The 18564-nt window shown below is 43.8% G+C and carries 22 protein-coding genes, 1 tRNA gene and 1 pseudogene; 11 read left to right on the forward strand and 13 right to left on the reverse strand.

The genetic code is table 11. From position 1 onward, the window contains the following. The first annotated feature begins 3 nt into the window (after positions 1-3). The 5 genes from paaN to AC1DP6_RS28000 all read left to right on the forward strand — a co-directional run bounded on the left by paaN (position 4) and on the right by AC1DP6_RS28000 (position 4736). A complete protein-coding gene (gene paaN, locus AC1DP6_RS27980; RefSeq protein ID WP_477057822.1) occupies positions 4-1659 on the forward strand; it encodes a phenylacetic acid degradation protein PaaN in 1656 nt (551 codons plus the stop codon). Positions 1660-1723: 64 nt separating this feature from the next. Continuing rightward, positions 1724-2389: a YceI family protein gene (locus tag AC1DP6_RS27985; RefSeq protein WP_477057823.1), complete on the forward strand. Its 666-nt coding sequence runs from the start codon at positions 1724-1726 to the stop codon at positions 2387-2389. 84 nt (positions 2390-2473) lie between these two features. Beyond that, on the forward strand, positions 2474-2761 hold the full coding sequence (locus AC1DP6_RS27990; protein ID WP_133807442.1) for a 2TM domain-containing protein: 288 nt from the start codon (positions 2474-2476) through the stop codon (positions 2759-2761). A gap of 31 nt (positions 2762-2792) precedes the next feature. Beyond that, positions 2793-4610 (forward strand): AMP-dependent synthetase/ligase, encoded by a 1818-nt coding sequence (locus AC1DP6_RS27995; RefSeq protein ID WP_477057824.1) that lies wholly within the window; start codon positions 2793-2795, stop codon positions 4608-4610. A gap of 51 nt (positions 4611-4661) precedes the next feature. Beyond that, a tRNA-Arg gene (locus AC1DP6_RS28000) sits at positions 4662-4736 on the forward strand. 198 nt (positions 4737-4934) lie between these two features. Here the strand turns inward: AC1DP6_RS28000 and AC1DP6_RS28005 are convergent. Beyond that, positions 4935-5624: a hypothetical protein gene (locus AC1DP6_RS28005; RefSeq protein WP_477057825.1), complete on the reverse strand. Its 690-nt coding sequence runs from the start codon at positions 5622-5624 to the stop codon at positions 4935-4937. A 284-nt stretch (positions 5625-5908) separates the two neighbouring features. Between AC1DP6_RS28005 and AC1DP6_RS28010 the strand changes: the two genes are divergently transcribed. Next, positions 5909-6814, forward strand: coding sequence for a helix-turn-helix domain-containing protein (locus AC1DP6_RS28010; protein WP_477057826.1), 906 nt, complete (start codon positions 5909-5911; stop codon positions 6812-6814). A gap of 52 nt (positions 6815-6866) precedes the next feature. Here AC1DP6_RS28010 and AC1DP6_RS28015 read toward each other — a convergent pair whose 3' ends face one another. Then, on the reverse strand, positions 6867-7685 hold the full coding sequence (locus tag AC1DP6_RS28015) for an XAC2610-related protein (protein WP_477057827.1): 819 nt from the start codon (positions 7683-7685) through the stop codon (positions 6867-6869). Positions 7686-7817: 132 nt separating this feature from the next. Here AC1DP6_RS28015 and AC1DP6_RS28020 point away from each other — a divergent pair, with 132 nt between their 5' ends. Then, positions 7818-8402, forward strand: a complete 585-nt coding sequence (locus AC1DP6_RS28020) for a 2'-5' RNA ligase family protein (RefSeq protein ID WP_477057828.1) — start codon at positions 7818-7820, stop codon at positions 8400-8402. Between the two features lie 33 nt (positions 8403-8435). Continuing rightward, the gene (locus tag AC1DP6_RS28025; RefSeq protein WP_477057829.1) at positions 8436-8873 is read left to right on the forward strand and encodes a GNAT family N-acetyltransferase; all 438 of its coding nucleotides are present in this window, start codon (positions 8436-8438) and stop codon (positions 8871-8873) included. Positions 8874-8922: 49 nt separating this feature from the next. Here AC1DP6_RS28025 and AC1DP6_RS28030 read toward each other — a convergent pair whose 3' ends face one another. The 9 genes and pseudogenes from AC1DP6_RS28030 to AC1DP6_RS28070 all read right to left on the reverse strand — a co-directional run bounded on the left by AC1DP6_RS28030 (position 8923) and on the right by AC1DP6_RS28070 (position 14909). Then, a complete protein-coding gene (locus tag AC1DP6_RS28030; protein ID WP_477057830.1) occupies positions 8923-9282 on the reverse strand; it encodes a DUF4180 domain-containing protein in 360 nt (119 codons plus the stop codon). A 74-nt stretch (positions 9283-9356) separates the two neighbouring features. Then, positions 9357-9767, reverse strand: a complete 411-nt coding sequence (locus tag AC1DP6_RS28035; protein WP_477057831.1) for a hypothetical protein — start codon at positions 9765-9767, stop codon at positions 9357-9359. Beyond that, the gene (locus tag AC1DP6_RS28040; protein ID WP_477057832.1) at positions 9768-10121 is read right to left on the reverse strand and encodes a DoxX family protein; all 354 of its coding nucleotides are present in this window, start codon (positions 10119-10121) and stop codon (positions 9768-9770) included. A 12-nt stretch (positions 10122-10133) separates the two neighbouring features. Beyond that, positions 10134-10886 carry an SDR family oxidoreductase gene (locus AC1DP6_RS28045; RefSeq protein ID WP_477057833.1) on the reverse strand — a complete coding sequence of 251 codons (753 nt, stop codon included), beginning with the start codon at positions 10884-10886 and terminating at the stop codon, positions 10134-10136. Between the two features lie 56 nt (positions 10887-10942). Beyond that, positions 10943-11683, reverse strand: a pseudogene (locus AC1DP6_RS28050) (SDR family oxidoreductase). 84 nt (positions 11684-11767) lie between these two features. Beyond that, positions 11768-12718 (reverse strand): AraC family transcriptional regulator, encoded by a 951-nt coding sequence (locus AC1DP6_RS28055; protein ID WP_477057834.1) that lies wholly within the window; start codon positions 12716-12718, stop codon positions 11768-11770. Positions 12719-12744: 26 nt separating this feature from the next. After that, positions 12745-13485, reverse strand: coding sequence for a hypothetical protein (locus AC1DP6_RS28060; protein ID WP_477057835.1), 741 nt, complete (start codon positions 13483-13485; stop codon positions 12745-12747). A 78-nt stretch (positions 13486-13563) separates the two neighbouring features. Further along, positions 13564-14511, reverse strand: coding sequence for a polysaccharide deacetylase family protein (locus AC1DP6_RS28065; protein WP_477057836.1), 948 nt, complete (start codon positions 14509-14511; stop codon positions 13564-13566). Further along, positions 14511-14909 carry a DoxX family membrane protein gene (locus AC1DP6_RS28070; RefSeq protein ID WP_477057837.1) on the reverse strand — a complete coding sequence of 133 codons (399 nt, stop codon included), beginning with the start codon at positions 14907-14909 and terminating at the stop codon, positions 14511-14513. The genes AC1DP6_RS28065 and AC1DP6_RS28070 overlap by 1 nt, the downstream gene beginning before the upstream one ends. Before the next feature lie 85 nt (positions 14910-14994). Here AC1DP6_RS28070 and AC1DP6_RS28075 point away from each other — a divergent pair, with 85 nt between their 5' ends. Next, positions 14995-15840: an AraC family transcriptional regulator gene (locus AC1DP6_RS28075; RefSeq protein ID WP_477057838.1), complete on the forward strand. Its 846-nt coding sequence runs from the start codon at positions 14995-14997 to the stop codon at positions 15838-15840. A gap of 60 nt (positions 15841-15900) precedes the next feature. On the opposite strand, the gene AC1DP6_RS28080 is transcribed toward AC1DP6_RS28075, so the two are convergent. Continuing rightward, positions 15901-16182: a hypothetical protein gene (locus AC1DP6_RS28080; protein WP_441576376.1), complete on the reverse strand. Its 282-nt coding sequence runs from the start codon at positions 16180-16182 to the stop codon at positions 15901-15903. A gap of 146 nt (positions 16183-16328) precedes the next feature. Here AC1DP6_RS28080 and AC1DP6_RS28085 point away from each other — a divergent pair, with 146 nt between their 5' ends. Next, on the forward strand, positions 16329-16916 hold the full coding sequence (locus tag AC1DP6_RS28085) for an SMI1/KNR4 family protein (protein WP_477057839.1): 588 nt from the start codon (positions 16329-16331) through the stop codon (positions 16914-16916). Here the strand turns inward: AC1DP6_RS28085 and AC1DP6_RS28090 are convergent. Next, positions 16904-17899, reverse strand: coding sequence for an AraC family transcriptional regulator (locus tag AC1DP6_RS28090; RefSeq protein ID WP_477057840.1), 996 nt, complete (start codon positions 17897-17899; stop codon positions 16904-16906). The two genes, AC1DP6_RS28085 and AC1DP6_RS28090, sit on opposite strands and share 13 nt — an antisense overlap. A 144-nt stretch (positions 17900-18043) precedes the next feature. Here AC1DP6_RS28090 and AC1DP6_RS28095 point away from each other — a divergent pair, with 144 nt between their 5' ends. Continuing rightward, positions 18044-18439: a nuclear transport factor 2 family protein gene (locus tag AC1DP6_RS28095; RefSeq protein WP_477057841.1), complete on the forward strand. Its 396-nt coding sequence runs from the start codon at positions 18044-18046 to the stop codon at positions 18437-18439. The last annotated feature ends 125 nt before the right edge of the window (positions 18440-18564 follow it).

Here is an 18564-nt window from a genome sequence, read left to right on the forward strand (position 1 = left end):
AATATGCTCGTTAACAAACACCAAAACATTATTGACAACGCTGTAAAAGCGAACCACGAACGAACTTTCTATTCGCAATATCCGGAGCATCCTAAAGCTTACGGCGAAGATGCCCATGCCAAGGGCGTTCAGAGCTATCAGCAACTGCTGGGGAAACCTTTCAAACAACTACTGCAAACCGGCGAAACCGGCTGGAGCGGAGAAGAGGTATCTCCTTATACCCGCGAAGTGCTGGGCGTTACCTATCCCACTTTTGCCGTTAATGACCTGCTCGCAAAAGCAGCCATAGCTGGGAAAAGCTGGGGCAAAGTAGCCGTATCAGAAAGAGCTGGTATTCTCACGGAAACACTGGAACGCGTAAAAGACTACTTTTTTGATATTGCCAATGCCACCATGCATACCACCGGCCAGAGCTTTATGATGAGCTTTCAGGCTTCCGGCCCACATGCCAATGACCGTGCACTGGAGGCTGTAGCCACCGGATATCATGAGTTACAGCGCTACCCGCCCAATCTTACCTGGGAAAAGCCCATGGGCAAAACCAGTATCAAACTATACAAAACATTTAAACCCATTCCGAAGGGTACCGGCCTGGTAATAGGCTGTTCTACCTTCCCGGTTTGGAATACCCTGCCCGGTGTGTATGCTGACCTGATTACCGGCAATGCTGTAATCGTAAAGCCACATCCTAGGGCTGTACTTCCTATAGCCATTGCTGTTAGTGCCATTCAACAGGCATTACAGGATAACGGATATGATCCGAACCTGTGCCAGCTGGCAGCAGATAGCTCTGAACACCTGATCACCAAAGAGTTGTGTGAGCATCCGGAAGTTAGATTAATAGATTATACCGGAGGTAGCCCCTTTGGTAATTACATTGAATCACTACCTGGCAAAACCGTATTTACAGAAAAAGCCGGGGTAAACTCTGTGATACTGGACAGTGTGAAAGACCTGGATGCTGTTATCCAGAATCTAGCATTTTCTGTTAGCCTGTATTCCGGGCAGATGTGTACTGCGCCACAGAACTTTTTTATCCCCGAAAACGGGGTACGTACCGATAATGGACAGGTACCCTTTAACGAAGTAGTGCAGAAATTTAAGGATGCCATAGTAGGCCTGGTCAACCACCCTAAGATGGGCGCCGGCACATTAGGCGCCATACAAAACGACAGTACCCTTGCCAGAGCTAAAGAAGCCCATCACCTGGGCGGAAAAGTAATACTGGAAGGCACGCCGGTGGTGAATGAAGAATTCGCCAATGCCAGGGTATGCGCCCCTACCATTTTAGAGGTCACCAGCGCAGATACGGCCATCTACGAAAAAGAACTTTTCGGACCGGTCATCCTGTTGATTAAAACCAGAGATACAGACCATAGCATTCAACTGGCCAGACAAATGGCCCTGAAATATGGCGCTATTACCTGCGGTGCTTATACCACCGATGGAGATACAAAAGAAAAGATTGCGGAAGAGATGAACAGCGTGTTTACCCCGGTATCTTTCAATCTCACTGGCTTTATATGGGTAAATCAACATGCTGCATTTTCTGATTTTCACGTTACCGGCGGTAATCCGGCAGGCAATGCCAGTTTTACCAACCAGGAATTTATAGTGAAGCGATTTGTGTGGGTAGGCAACCGGGAACTGGCTGAATAGTAAAACCTATTAACAAGCGTCCCGGTTTTAAGGGGCGCTTGTTTTTTAAAGCATACATGTATTTATGAAAAAACTGCTATGTGTAATATTACTTTTTATCGTTGGCATCATTGCCTGCGAACAGGCGCCCAAAGCTGACAAGGCGAAGATTACGGAAGCACAGACCGTACAGACAGGTACCGGCAACGCTTATTTGCCGGATACGGTCAGTAGCCAGGTAACCTGGACAGGCACCAAACCAACCGGTAAACATCACGGTTCCCTGAAACTGGCCGGTGGCGCCCTTTACGTCAAAGACAGTAACATTACCGGCGGACAATTCATCATTAATATGAATTCCCTGCAAGACCTCGACCTCATAGCAGATACCGCCATGCAACACAAACTGGAAACTGAGCTGAAAGGCGAAATGTTTTTCGATGTTAAAAAATATCCCGTTGCCACTTTTGAAATCACCAGCGTAGCACCTTTCCATCAGGCGGTGGGCGATGATCTCACCTTAAAAAATGCCACCCATATTATTAACGGCAACCTGACACTGAAGTCCATTACTAAAAACATCTCCTTTCCTGCACGGGTAACCTTCAGCAGTACCTCCCTCAATGCCATAGCCAACTTCAATATCGACCGTACCCAATGGGGTATCAGTTACAGAGCAGATAAATCTCTGCAGGACAAACTGATCAACTCTCAGGTGAATATCACCTTTAGTATCAAGGCCACCCGCTAAGTCTGCTTTTTTCGTTTTTTTCTCCCTGAAGCCAATAAAATATTTTAAATTTAGTACAACCACTATTACCTAAAACTGACTTCAATGGAAACTACACAAGAAAGAGACGATCGACTTTGGCGTATAGCGAAGGCCAGGGCTGGATTCAAATCACATCTTATCATATATCTCGTTATTAATATGGGGTTATGGGCTGTTTGGTTTCTTACAGACAGCGATAAAACAAATGGCACACCGTGGCCTGTATGGCCAGCGCTGGGCTGGGGAATAGCATTATCTTTTCAATACTTTAATGCCTATCATAAAGACCCTTTCGGAGATACACTGAAAGAATATGAAAAGCTGAAAGAACAACAACACACGCGCATTTGACATATTTGAGCCAAAACAAAATTACAGCAGCATGACGGACCAACCGCAACGACTATTTGATGTGATTTCTTACCAATTAGCTAACTATCCTAAAGCAGATATGTTAGCCGGCAAAGAAAACGGGGAATGGAAAAAATATAGTACAAAAGAAGTAGCGGACATTACCCTCAAATTCAGTTCTGGCCTGCTCAAACTGGGCATCCGGGCTGGAATCAAACACAACGAAGAAAAAGATAAAATAGCAATCATTTCCCCCAACAGACCAGAATGGATGATCACGGACCTGGCCTGTCAGCAATTAGGTGCTGTGCTTACTCCTATTTACCCAACGATCAGTGAAAACGAACTGGCCTACGTGCTAAACGATGCAGAAGCACGCATTCTCTTTGTGAGCGACAAAGAACTCCTAAACAAAATCAATGGCATGCGTGATAAGTTCCCTACCATCCGGGAAATATTCACCTTTAACAAAGTGGATGGCGCCAGACACTGGAAAGAAGTGGTGGATCTCGGCGACGAAGCGGATTTTGAACAGATAGAAACCGTAAAGAAAAATATATCTCCCGAAGAATTGGTGACCATTATTTATACATCCGGCACCACAGGTACGCCTAAAGGTGTAATGCTCAGTCACCATAACATCATGAGCAATGTGCTGGCCTGTCAGCCTTATTTGCCTGTAAATAACAACGCGAAAGCCCTCAGCTTCCTTCCGCTGAATCATATATTTGAAAGAATGGTCACCTACCTGTATCTCACCTCCGGTGTGCCCATCTATTATGCGGAAAGCATGGACTCCATCGGCGATAACCTGAAAGAGGTAAAGCCGACCATTTTTACTACCGTACCACGACTCCTGGAAAAAGTATACGAAAGGATTATGGCTACCGGTCTGGAACTCAAAGGCATCAAAAGAGCTTTGTTTTTCTGGGCAGTAGACATCGGCAAACGATATGAAATCAACAAGGACCAGGGAGCCTGGTATAACCTGCAGCTTAAACTGGCTAACAAACTGATTTTCAGCAAATGGCGCGCCGCCCTGGGAGGTAATATACAGTGCATCGTGAATGGCGCCGCCGCCTGCCAGGTGCGCTTACTGAAAATATTTACCGCAGGAGGCATTCCTATCATGGAAGGCTATGGCCTCACAGAAACATCACCCGTTATCAGCGTAAACCGCTATAATGTGGAAGACAGGATGTTTGGCACCGTAGGTCCTGTTATCAGCAATGTGGAAGTTAAGCTGGCGGAAGACGGAGAAATCCTCTGTAAAGGCCCTAATATCACTATTGGATACTATAAACGCCCCGATCTCACCGCTGATGCCATCAAAGATGGCTGGTTCCATACCGGCGATATAGGCGTACTGATAGACAATAAGTTCCTGAAAATAACGGACCGCAAAAAAGAACTGTTTAAAACCTCCGGTGGTAAGTTTGTGGCGCCGCAACCCATTGAAAACAAGTTCAAGGAATCCCCTTTCATAGAACAGATCATGATAGTAGGTGAAGACCGTAAATTCACTGCAGCACTGATTGTTCCCTCTTTTGGCAACCTGCGTAACTGGGCCACCAAACATGGTATTTCCACCACCTCCAACGAGGAGCTGGTGAAAAATACCGAAGTACTGGACCTCTTCAAACAAGCGGTAGACAAGTACAACCAGTTTTTCAGCCATATTGAACAGGTTAAAAAATTTGTACTGCTCCCCCATGAATGGACAGTCGATGCCGGCGAACTCACGCCTACGCTGAAAGCAAAGCGGAAAGTGATCCTGGAAAAATTCAAGAAAGAAATCGATGGGATCTATGCCCCTGCCAACGGGAAAGTAGATATAGAAAGTCTTTAAATATTAATTTAAAACCCTTACTTTTGCCACCCGATCCCAGAAATGGGGTATGGCCTCATAGTTCAATGGATAGAATAGAAGTTTCCTAAACTTTAGATACAGGTTCGATCCCTGTTGAGGCTACCAGAACGCTTACTCGCCCAATTTCAGCTTTACTGAGATTGGGCGTTTTCTATTACTGGATTATCTTTCAAGGGAAAGAACGACTAAGAGAGATAAAGGGAATTAAGTAAAAAATTACCCAAAACATTACCCCAAAATATGCAGAGATTGACACTTTGAGATTCTGGGGCTGTTTCGCCGATATGCCTGCCCGTGATGATACTAGCGAATCCCCCTTGAATAGATCTCTTTCCCTGCGCTATTATACTGCTTGATCAGTGGAGGCTGTGTACTGTCTGTCTGCACCCTCAGCTGCTCTGTACCACCGGTATCAGTAATCTTTAGGAATGATTGTTGGGACTTTCTGATGACACCCATAGTAAGCGCTTCCCGATATACGCCAGGTTTACTCCAATGAAATAGGCCGATGGCTGCGAAATGATTATCAGCCGATAATGCCAGCGCCTCCCCTGTTTTGGGCCAGTCCAGCGTCAACAAAGCTCTATCATCGTCCAGCACACCATAACCACCACGCTCCACACCTGCTTTATCGTGGATCAGGATGCCTACGCCACCTACATACCTGGGCTTGATACCACCCACTGTCATAGGATCAGGCTCTTTCCCGAAAGTAAGGCGGTCAGCTCCATTCTCATCTATATAGGCAACACCTGTGAAATCATCCGTACGGATCCTTCCTGGCACTTTGGGAGCCGGCGCTCCCATGATAATACGTGCTTTCCCCTGTGCATCTTCAATGATTAATCCTTTTACACGCAAAATATCATCATTACTCCTGGTAGACATGCAAACAACCGCCCCTACTACCAAAAGCAGTATAATGCAACCTGCCCGATATATTCTTAACTGGCGCTCAATGTTTTTAATACGTGAGATCATAGATGTGTCCATCACCTGGTGATTTGAGATTTGTTAGTGAATAATAAAGTTCCAACAATATACGAAAAGATTCGTACAACAATATTCACCTAATCTTCGCAAAACTTAAATTGAGCATTTTTCTTTACCGCATCCCTCAAAATCTTCCCATGAATTGTAATGAGCAGCGATATTCACTACTTACCGTTGTCAATAACAACCATAAGTAGCATACATACAACCATAAGTTTCTGCTTTTTTTTGATCCTGGAAATACCTCAGAATACCTTTGTAGTATCGAAAAAATAAATAAAGAGATGATGCTAAATACTAAAATGATTGGCGATAGAATTGCCGAAGCGCGAAAGAAAATAGACATTTCTCAAGCGCAACTTGCGCTGCGTTTATCCATCAGTTCCCAGGCAGTCGGAAAGTGGGAGCGCGGAGAATCAATGCCGGACATCACTACTTTTAATCGTCTTGCGGAAATTCTGGGTGTTGACCTTAACTATTTTTCAGAAAGCTTCTCATCTAAAGCCACTGAGGTGGCACCTGTGGATCTCTCGGTTGGGCAATCGGCTGAATTGCCATCCGGAAACCAGCCCAAAAAGCCCAGATGGAATATGTCAGGCGAACACTGGGTGGACGCTGACTTCTCCGGGGCGAAAAATCTGCATGAAAAATTCAACTCCTCCCACATGGAGCGCTGCAAGTTTATCAGTTCAGATTTGTCGGGGCTTATTCTAAAAAGCAACCATGTTGAGAGCTGTGACTTCTCAAACTCCGATATCGGCAGCTGCGATATTCAGACTTCTCACTTAGAAAACAATATATTTAAAAACTGTTCCCTGAAAGAAGCTGAATTTTCAAGAAGCCATATCAACCGCTGCGATTTCTCCGCGGCCAATTTTACCGGAGCGGATCTTAAATCCGGGGTTTTTACGAATAATACAATTGCAAATGCAGTGTGGAATCGTACCTCTTTTAGTAGAATGCAGATTGAAAATATCGTTTTCGAGGGCAAATTGGAGGAGTGTTATTTTGAAAATTGCGCCTTTGACATGGTGACATTCCAGAACGCAACGCTTATTAACATCTACTTTAAAAACAAGAGCTTAAAATGGGTCCGGTTTATAGGCTGTAAAGCAGATCGGATGACGTATGAGTTCCTGAAAAAAAACGGGGATGTAGATGTAACCGGTATCACGTTGTTAACATTATAAAGGCGGAAATAAAGATGGTACAAATATTGGAAAGTCAGTATCTCTACTGGCTTTACTTGTTTATCTGGTTATTTAGTGGTACCATCTCACATTTATCTTTCACACCTTCCGCGTAAAAAGCCGGAACATATTTATAAGCCTTCTTGTAAGGAACGAGATGTGGCTTCTGTCCAAAAACTTCTATTGAACAACTGTCACCGGTTTCCAGACAACAATTACAGTTCATCTCTTTAATTTTCACCACTTTATTGCCAACAACTTTGAAAACACCGAAGTACATCGCCATATCTGCACACCCGTTACTCTGATAGGAATAAATTAAGTTCGTTTGCTTATCATATGTAGCACTTACGATGCTATCAAATCCTTCCACTTTTGTAAAGTGATCCTTACTATATAGCCATAGATCCGCGTTTTCACCCGTATGATAATACCAAAAATTCTTTATAATTTTCAAGTCGGGAATATTATCTCCGTTGAAGTCAGCCACTTCAATGAATTCGTCCCAGACAACTGTTTCCACCGGCCAAATTTTCGTAGAAAAAATAGTATCCCAGTTTTTGCCTGACTGTCTCAGAACGATAATATTAGCAACCGTGTCGTTGTCCTTATATCTGAGCACTGCATCTTTCTGTGTATTGTCGAATAAATGTCCGATAAGTAAAGAGCCCCACATATCCTGTGAAGTGAATTTTGCCGAATCCCTGTTTAGTAAGAATAACTGATCCAAAGAAGCCTTTTTCTCCGCGAAAAGGGCAGCTTCATCATCCACAACCACAGGTTTCGTGTCGCTGCTTTTTGCTTTTACAGCCTCCTGATGTTCTCCACAAGACAGCAGGCTAATTGTCAGTAGAAGGATTTTGTAGTTCATGGGTATAATTGGGTATATGTTAAGGCAGTAAAAAGCTGTGTCATAAAAGTAATGCAATCAGGCCTAAATTACCTTACCCCCACAACCATTTGAATGCCTGCATTGTTATTATATGCCTCAATGTTCATTTATATGCGTCATGGAAATCCGAACCAATTAAGCTTATTCCATTATGAAATGGTGCCTGTCAGAGGCACATCTTACTTTCTTATTCTTTCTCCCATTGAAAGGATAAAGGAAGTTGTGCGGGCAGCAAAAGAGGCATTGGGTAACCAGATTTCCTTGTCTGTAAACAATCTGAAGTCAATTGCACATATCTCTTTATTGAAGTTCACAGCTCCCGATGATGATGAACGAATCCGCAAACAGATAAAAAATGTGCTATCGTCTTGTCCTGGTTTCGACATTGTACTGGGCGGAAGCTTTATTTTCAAGCATGGAGATCAATCCAAATCGCTGGTATTAAAGATCAATAACCCAGCTCCTATTCACCAGCTTCATATGCAACTACTAGCCGCCTTCTTTCCCAGGTCGTCAAAAAAAATTACGCCGCATATTACTATTGCCAGGGCCATCGCCAATGAAGATTTCGACAAAATAGATTTATCAGCTTTTAATTATCATGATTCCTTTCCATGTCAGGAAATTACGGTATTAAAAAAAGGACCCGGCGACCGGCGATATAAGATTTGCTTTAAATTATCATTCTGTAAATAAGAATGCGTATATTCTCTACCCAATCAACAACACATGATACGCGCTTATAAAGCAACTGATAAAAACGATTTACTCACAATTTTCAAGCTCAATACGCCGGAATATTTTGATCCTAAGGAACTGGCTGACTATGAAGCATATTTAAGCGAAAATGCCCATCTCTACTTCACGATAGAACACGAGAATAATATTGCAGGAGGTGTGGGATACTATGTAAATGAGGAGAAAAAAGTGGGTCAGATCACCTGGATATTATTTCATCCGGCATATACGGGGCACGGGCTGGGAAGAAAAGCGGTCGAACATTGTCTGACAATTTTTAAATCAGGTCCAACTATTGAAAAACTGGTTGTAACCACTTCTCAAAAAGCATATAAATTCTTTGAGAAATTTGGTTACAACCTGGTAGAAACACAAAAAGATTATTGGGGCCAGGGCCTCGATCTATACCTGATGGAGCGGGAACTTTAATCCCCGCAAGAAGAATAAAAGAATTACCATCACAATTTCATTAGTAAATTCATCGGCTTAACTTCTCCGTTGCTTCCGCTACGGTATTAACGAAATTAACCCTGCCCCCTTTATTACTCTCGTAGATAAAATCTTTCAGACTCTGGCTGGTGTACTTTGAGAAATCACCCACTATGGCCAAACGGACATTATAAGTAGAAAACTTCTGCAGGATCTCCCCTGCTATTCTTGTTTTTAAATCAAAGAAATCCGGAATGATATTCTTCTCATGCAAAATGATATTGTCCGCCCCCTGGTAGCCGCAATTGCCTAATATATCCAAAGCATCTTCCGTATTGTTTACTTCCATATTATCCGATATTATTTCAGCAATTCCTTTCCCATTTACATTAGTCAGTTCAATTCTCATGATGATGATATTTTCTGCAATAGTATTGTTTTTATAGAAACAAAGATCATGACAAGTCAGGTGCTTTATAATCCTCAATAACTCGCCTGTCCTATCGCCAGCCGGGATATCTTCCCTTCCTTATTCAACTGAAATTTAAAGTACGTTTTAAAATCACCCCACTTATCACTGTGAAATTTACCATAAAGATCCAACCCATTATTTTCTACTTTATCAATACCGGTAAAGCGTTCATGCCCTAATGCGCCTTCTGAAAACGACTTAAAATCAATTTTATTTCCATCATCCAACAACTCCGGGTCAGGGGTAAATAATGCATACCAGGCGTTCTTATCACCTGCCTGCAATGCCGTAATGGCTTTCTTTACAGTTTCGTTGGTAAGTTTGTCTGTGTTCATCTTGTTGTTTTTAGTTGGAGGAGTTGTGCGCTGTGCGCTCATCGCCAGGGGCAATAAGCACAGCGCTATATAAAGCAATGCTTTCATTTAATTCGTTTTTGCGAGTGGGTGCTGCAGGTAAATGATGACCAGGTTCAGGAGAAAGAAAGGCAGTTCAATAGCCGCCCCTTTGAGTTCCCGGTCAGCCAGGTGAAAACAGATGATCATCAAAATGGTGGCTGCCATCAGGAAGTTACCTAAAAGAAAGGTCCGGGGAAACAGGATCAGCAAAGCACTCAACACGGTTACTATCCCATTGATGGTAATAGCAGTAGGACTGAAATGCCATTTACCGAACATCGTTACCATTTCCGGCTTGTTGCCAATCATGGCCCAGCCCTGTTTCAGGCCCATAAATACGGCAAAAAGGATGAGTGCAGCGTTGAGTACTTTGAGTATCATGATTGTTGAATTTTAGTTGGTAGCGCCGCCATTTACCAGCAGGTGCTGACCGGATACAAAAGATGATAAATCACTTGCAAAAAATTCTGCCAGGTTGGCCACATCTTCTACTTCTGCGAGTCTGCCCATAGGACAGCTGTCCAGCAGTTGTTTTCTCAGTTCAGGATAAGCTGCCGGGTCCACAAAGATACCGGAATGATTTACTGCAAACGGAATAATAGAATTCACGGTGATGCCTTTGTGCCCGATTTCTTTTGATAAAATATCTACCAGGTACCGGGGCGTTGTTTTACTACCACCATACACGGCCATGCCGGGCACAGGGAAAGACGTGGTGCTGGAGGCGATGTAAATGATCCGGCCATTGTTTTCCACATGCTTTGCCGCCTGTTGCATAGTAAAGTAGGTGCCTTTGGTATTGATAGAAAATACTTTATCGAATTGTTCTTCTGTAAAATCAGTTACAGGTACTTCTACCATTTCAATGCCTGCATTGGCCACCACGATATCTATTTTACCAAAAGCCTCTTTGGCGGTGGCAAATAAATGTTCCAGGTCTGCCACTTTACTTACATCTGCCTGCACGGCAATAACGCGTACACCCATGGCTGTTATATTACTCACTACTTCATCCGCAGAAGCTTTATCACGGGAGTAGTTGATAATGATATCTGCTCCTAAGGCGGCATAACGTTCTGCGATAGCCTTACCCAATCCTCTGGCGGATCCTGTTACCAGGGCAACTTTACTTTTTAAACTGTTCATGTGATCTGATTTTAACAATTTTTAGAGAGACTTGTTTGCTGATGTGGTACTTATTATCAGGCCATACCACCATTGGCGCCAATATTCTGTGCGGTGATCCATTTGGCCTCATCGCTGGCCAGGAACAACACTACTTTTGCGATATCGTCCGGCTCACCGATGCGATTAAAAGCGGACAGGGAGGCCAGGCGGGCAATAACTTCTTCTGATTTACCATTGGTAAATAATTCGGTGTTGGTAGGCCCTGGTGAAACGGAGTTAACATTAATACCTCTTGCTCCTACTTCTTTGGAAAATACGCGGGTTAATTGTTCTACTGCTGCTTTGGTAGCCACATAAGTACCATAGGTAGGCAGCATAATACGATTTACAGAAGTAGAGAAGTTGATGATACTCCCTTTGTCGGCCAGGCGGGTAGCGGCTTCCCGCATGGTGTTAAATGTACCTATTACATTGATATCGAACTAACGGGTAAAGTCTTCATCGGTGGTATCTTTGATTAATTTGTTAATCATAATACCAGCATTATTTACCAGCACATCGATACGGCCATAATGCGCAATGGCGGCGTCAAACAAGGCTTTTACTTCTTCTCCCCGGCTTACATCTGCCTGTATGGCAATGGCTTCTCCCCCCTGTTGTTTGATATCATTTACTACCTGTTCAGCAGCTTCTTTGCCACCGGCATAGTTAACAATTACGGCGGCGCCGGCAGCAGACAGTTGACGGGCGATAGTAGCGCCAATGCCCCTGGAAGAACCAGTTACCAGGATAATCTTATCTTTTAAAGTGCTCATATTTCTTTGTTTTAAATGATAGAACAAAGGTGAAATATTCGCGGAGCCAAAAAGTATAAGAATTACACTATTAGTTACAAATATCTAAGATGTGGTGTTGCCGTGTTGTTTTCTGAATAAAACGGGGGAAATATCGGTTTGTTTCTTGAAGTAGTTGCTGAAGTGGGTAGCCTCCGTAAAGCCCAGCTGTGAGGCGATTTGCTTAATGGAGGCAGTAGAGTTTTGCAGCAGGGATTTGGCTTCGGCAATAGTTTTTTCAGCTATCCAGGTACCTATGGGCTTACCTGTTTTGCTTTTGATTACATTACTCAGGTAGTTGGGATGGAGGTGTTGTGCATCGGCGTAGTCCTGCACCCGGTATACCTTTTCGGCTTTTCCGTTTACCAGGTCACGGTAGTGCTGCTCCAGCGTTCTTTTGAATGTTTTTACAATCTGGGAGCTGCGGTTACCTTCATAGATAGGGTTATAATCTTCCCAGAAATATTCTTTTATTTTAAGCAGTAGTACTACAAACAGGTTCCCTATCATCCGTGTTCTATAGGGAGAAGTAGACAAATACTCCTTCTCTATCTGCCCGTATAATTGCTCAAATTCCGCGAACACTCCCGGCTTCAATACCCTGGGTGGTACCGTTTCCGCCAGCAGGAAAGGGAATTCTTCAAATATTTTCGGATGCACATTTTCTTTCAGGAAGGACTCACTTAAGGTAATCAGGTGTACGTCTTCAATCTGCTGCCATTCGAATGATTTGAAATGCCCCGGATTAGTAAAGTAAATAGTACCAGGAGATGTGTTAAAGACCTGCTCATCGGTAGTATACCTGCCGATGGCATCTTTCACAAAAACAAAAGAAAAGAAATTGGTTCTGTATACAATAGAGGTATAAGGCAGTTCTTCGTGAATAGCTTTGAGGTTATGGATGGTAAAATCCGTTTTAGCATCAATGCTTTCAGTAGGCAGCCCCTGATAGATGTACTGATCCAGCAGGTTGTTAAATATCACTTTCTCTTCCGGCCGATGTGTAGGTTTCCTCATGCTTGTATAGTTTCCGGAATGTTAAGTTAAGCATTCATCTCCCAAAAATCGTTTACCCATCCCAGCTTCATAAGTATGGCCATGATCACCGCTGCAATCAACAGCAATGCGATCCAGATACTGCGTTTGTAGCGCTCAGGGACGTTTTTGTTACGATACCCTATTATAAAACCCCAGATGAGCAGTACAATGAGCAATACACCACTTATTATGACTACTATCTTATTTTCTACAAATCTGATCACCACCATCAATAAGATAGCGAGTACACCGGTGATCCAGCCAAAACGTTCCAGCAGTGAGCGCTGCTCTCCTTCTGAGAAAGGCATGATACGCAAAAGCGCTGCTTCCAGTTCATCTGCCCGTTCCATGCCGGCGGGGATCTGGATCACGTCGTACTGGTCCATTCCCCTGATAGTGATCACGCCAGTATGGTCTTTACTGATGCTGGAAATTTCCAGGCGGTTCAACGCCAGCTCGGGTGTATCGTCCTGGGTTCTGATAACAGTGTCTTCATTCACTTCAATAGAGAAGCTATCGAATAATTTTCTTCTCCGCTTCATCCCTCTGGAAATACCTATTACCACAGCAAGCAGCATGACCGGGAAGGTGATTAAGAGGGTTTCCATATCAAAGCCGGCTGCTGCCGATCTGAAATTTGCGGCCAGTACAACGATTACCCCGAACAACATCACCGGTGCAAATCTGAGCAAGGCTTGTTTTCTGATAACAGCAAAGCCTTCGGGTTGTGTTTTAAATACGTTCATAGCATATGTGTCGTGGCAACAAAATAATACAATATTCATTGCAAAATAAAAAGACAGGCCCGTTGCCTGTCTTTTTATTTACTCTCTGATGGTATGTTTATCAGTCAATGCCATTTTTGCGATGTCGTCTTTTCGTTTGAATACTACGCCCGGATGTTGTTTCATATAGGCAAACAGCTCACTGGTGGCCTTCACCAGCTGAGGGGTACCTCCTATGCGATCATGAAAACTAATAGACATCATGCGCCGGCGCCGGGCAGATTCTTCATACAGCTGGTCAAATTCCATCTTTACCTGTTGCAGAAACTGATCAGTAGAAAACCATTGTCCGGCGACCAGTTGAATATCATTGCAGCGCAGCGTGTAGGGCACTACTGCAAAATCAATGTTATTCACTTTTGTGATAAAGGGCTCATCGCGGCTCAGGTCATCGATATGATACAGAAATCCCAGCTCCTGGAGTATGGTGAGGGTATTTTCGCTACGGCGCATCCAGTTGGCATTGTAGCCTACAGGAGTAACGCCGGTGGCCTTTCTCACAGCTTCCATACCTTCCTGTATGAATTGCTTTTCTTCTTCATACGGCATCATATATTGCGATGACCAGTCGCGGCCATGTGCGGCCGCCTCATGACCACGCTGCACAATTTCTTTAGCCAGGGCAGGGTTCTTTTCTACTGCGCTGCCTACCATATGTGAGGTAACTTTGATGCCGTGTTTATCCCAGTTATCGAGCATACGTGGTATACCTTCCTTGTAACCGTATTCATACCAGGTGTTCGCGGGCAGGTCTTTGTATCCCTTGTGCATATTTTGCGGGAAAGGGCTTTCCGGGCGTTCTTCCGGTTGTCCGCCGGCTTCAAACTGCATAGATACCGACACTACGAGACGAGAGCCATCTGCCCAGCCAGGGCCAGATTTCGATGCAGGACGATGGTCAGGCTGTGCAATGACAGCGCCCGGACTTACCATGCCGGCCAATCCAACGAGGCCGGCTGTTTTCAGGAATTCTTTTCTTGTAGCCATTATTTTTTTATGAGATGATCAACAGCGATGGTGTTATATTGAATAAAAGCCAGTAGTCCGGCGAAAAAGACAGCATGAATGAGCTGAGTAGGTATTGCTTCCCAGTTTTCAATCATAGCAGTACCGAATATCAGCACTATCATGACTACACTGCCACCTATGAGAGAACCACGGGTAAATAAGCCCAGCAGGAGCAATAAACCGATGATGAATTCCGCAATGGGTAATACATAGCTGAAGGGAACTACCAGCAGATTGGGCAGCATGGATTTTTCAAAGCTTTTTACCATCCAGCCACTGAAGCCGTTTAGTTTGGGGAGCCTTACCAAACCGTGGCCAAACATACTGGCGGCTACTGTCAGGCGGAGCAAAAAGAATACAATCGCATTATTTTCCATTTGTATGAGTTTATATAGCAAAGATCAATAGGAACCTGGCAAATAAAATTGTACAATTTTAGGATCATTCTGTATTTTTGCGGGTATGCTACAAGAGAACTTATATCAGCCTTTTGAGATTGAATACCGGGAATGTTCTGAATGCCCGATTGATCCTCATAAGCATAACTTTTTTGAACTCGTGTACATTGTGGAAGGCAGTGGCATACAGTGTGTTAACAAAAACCAGCTGCCTTACAGTCCGGGTAAACTGTTCCTGGTAATGCCGCAGGACTGTCACTCTTTTGATGTAAAGGAAAGCACGAAATTCTTCTTCATCCGCTTCAATAACATCTACCTTAAGAATCAGCAAAAAGAATGGATACAGCAACTGGAGTTCATTTTCCAGAATCACAATCATATGCCGGGCTGCATCTTAAAAAACAAAAACGATAAGCCCCTGGTAAAATCGCTGGTGGAAGCGTTGACCCGGGAGCTGGTCAATCAGCAGCCGTATCACCGGGAAATGGCCCAACAGATCGTGAATACCATGATCATGGTCATTGCCAGGAATATATTACTGCAGATGCCGGAACAGCCCAAACATCCTACGAAGCACGAAGCCTCCCTGAATATACTGCATTATATACACGAAAATATCTATTCACCAGAGAAGCTGCGCGCAGAGCAGATTGCATCTGATTTTAACATTTCGCCTACTTATCTAAGTGAGTATTTTAAGCGTAATAATGGCGATAGCTTACAACAATATATTACGCAGTATAAGTTAAAGCTGGTAGAAACAAGGCTGCAGTACAGCAGCATGCGGGTGGGAGAAATTGCTGATGAGCTGGGCTTTACAGACGAAAGTCATCTTAACAGGATGTTTAAAAAATACAAGGGCGTAAATCCGTCTGCCTACAGGAAAGAGTTACAAGCGGCGATAAACTAAGCCGGACATAAAAAAGCGCCCGTTGTAGACGGACGCTTTTTTATAATTCCTTCGTTGTTACTATTCTTCGTCCTCTTCTTCCTCACCGTCATCTTCCAGCCACTCCATGTAAGAGAAGTACCATTCTTCCAGCTGTTCCAGCAGTTCCTGTTTCTTCTCCGGTGTGTTTTTATAGAACTCTTCTACATTATCAATTTCGTGAACGATATCGATGTAGGCAGTTTCTTCATCTTCTTCTACACGTTTGGCGAAGAAGCGGGGTTTTTCGGTATGAAAAATATATTCATTTTCCGGATCTGTTACAGGATCGTCTGCAATCAGAAATTTAGGTAACTGTACCATAAAGGAGTTATTTACTTTTAATGATGTTGTACTCTTTTCAAGAGCTACAAAATTATTGATAATTACCTTATAAAAAACATCTGCGAAGAATGAATAAAATTATAGATAAAATTTCACATCTTTATAGTCGTTAAAACCCATACCATATGCAGCAATATTGGACCAGATGGGAGAATTGGATGCAACAGCATGCCCCAAGACTGCTCAACATCCTTCATCCCGGCGTTACCTTTGAGGCGGTGGAGTCACTTGAAAAACTAATAGGAACGGCCCTGCCGGCCTCTTTCAAAGCATTTTATTCCATACACAACGGACAACAGAAAGCCAGGGCAGGACTGGTAGATGCAGATCAGCTATTGGGAGTAGAAGACATTATTGTACAATGGCAACACTGGAAAGACCAACTGGACGCCGGCAATTTTACCTGGCATGATGAACCTATTCTTGCCGCACCAGACACCGGCATCAAAAACGACTGGTGGAATCCTTTGTGGATACCATTTACCAGCGATGGCTTCGGCAATCACCTTTGTATAGACCTTGACCCGGCTCCCGAAGGGAAACGTGGGCAGATCATTACACTATGGCATGACGACGGTCACCGCGTTATTGAAGCCGGTTCCTTTGAAGAATGGCTGCAGGACTACATCACCGCCCTCGAAAAAGGAGAATATATTTTTGTGAAGAAATGGGGCATTGTACACAAAGATACCTTCCTGAACTACAACGACTGATAATTGACTGGTGTACTACCCGTCCACCGCTTAAATGCTCTTGTAAACGCACTCAACTCATTATAACCAAGCATCCACGAAATATCTTTCAAAGGATAATTACCGGAAGATATATAATACACCGCTAATGAACGCCTTACAGCATCTGCAATATCCTGATACTTCACTCCTTCTTCCTTCAGTTTCCGCTGCAAACTGCGTGGGCTGATATTGAAGTTGGCAGCCATATCGTTCAGTGAGGAAACTCCCAGGTAAGAATTGGCCAGGAGATAGTTGTAAATCCTTATTTGCAGTGTTTGCGGCTGAGCCGCAGGCTGGGACATACTGCTTACCTTTTGCAATAGTAGGCTCTGTAATTCATAATTAGCCGTTAAAAGCGGTTCATCCCAATATTTGATATCAAATACCAGCACATACTCTCCCGCCCGTTTTGAGGACTTGCAACGAAAAACACGTTCATACTCCACCGGATCAGGAACCGTATAGGCCAAACGTACTGCCTGCGGAACAATTTTTTCCAGCAGCAATCCATCCAGTTCATGGATAACCAGCACCAGGAGTAAATCTATCAGTTGCCGGAAAGCATAAGGGGGTGTAGCACCATAGTCAGTTGCCGGCAACAGTTTCACGGTAAATGTTTTGGCGGAGCGTTGTATTTCTATCCGGCACTCGTCTGTTACCAGGTGAGTGAGGGCTGCCGCATGCGTTAATGCATCTCCGGCGGTGGCACTGCTTTGTATAATCTCTCCTACCGTACCCAAAGCTGCCGGCTGCAGCGCTTCCCCAAAATGAAGCCCAAACAGGGGATCATTGGTGAGCCTGCTGGCATTTAACCACAGGTCCTGCAATTGCTGCGCGGTTACCGGCGCCGCATTTTTCCGTTTCAGTGCTGTCAAATCAATGCCTGCCAGTTTACATAACTGTGTGGCATCTACATCCCGCTGCACCGCATAAGCAATCATACTTAATACCAGCTGTTTCATACTATAAAGATATTCATCTCCCTGTTTACAAAAAACAGGTTGTCGTTAAATGGTAAGTAATTGTCGTGTTAAGGTAAATGATAAAGGAGTACGCCGGAGTAGCTTTGCATTATCAATTTATCAACAAACTAAAAATTTATAAAAATGGAAAAGCAAACATTACAGGTAGTTACTGAATTTGTAAACGCAGTTCAACAGGTAAACCTCGAAAAATTAGGCGCCTTATTACACCCTGAAATCAACTGGGATCAGCCAGGCAGCAACCGTTTCTCCGGCACTAAAAAGTCCAGTGGGGAAGTATTCCAGATGGTAGGTGGTATGTTTGAAGTATCACAGAATACCATGTCCCTCGCTGATATTAAAACCATTGCAGTAAACGGCGACCAGGCTTCTGTAGTACTTACCTGGAAAGCCAGCAGGCCAGGCGCAGAATTACACACCGATAACGTAGACGTATATACGGTGAGAGACGGCAAAATCATCGCCGCTAAGATATATGCTGCGGATATACAGCAGGAAGATATTTTCTGGGGTAATTAATATCAGAAGGAAGAACTGTCAACTATATGGCAGACACATACGGGTAAAACCTTCCGGGCTACGGGCAGCCTGGGAGGTTTTTTATTTGCGCGTTATATAGAAAAAGTGAATGATCGCGTGGCTGC

This window comes from Chitinophaga sp. 01L420, from assembly GCF_056399985.1.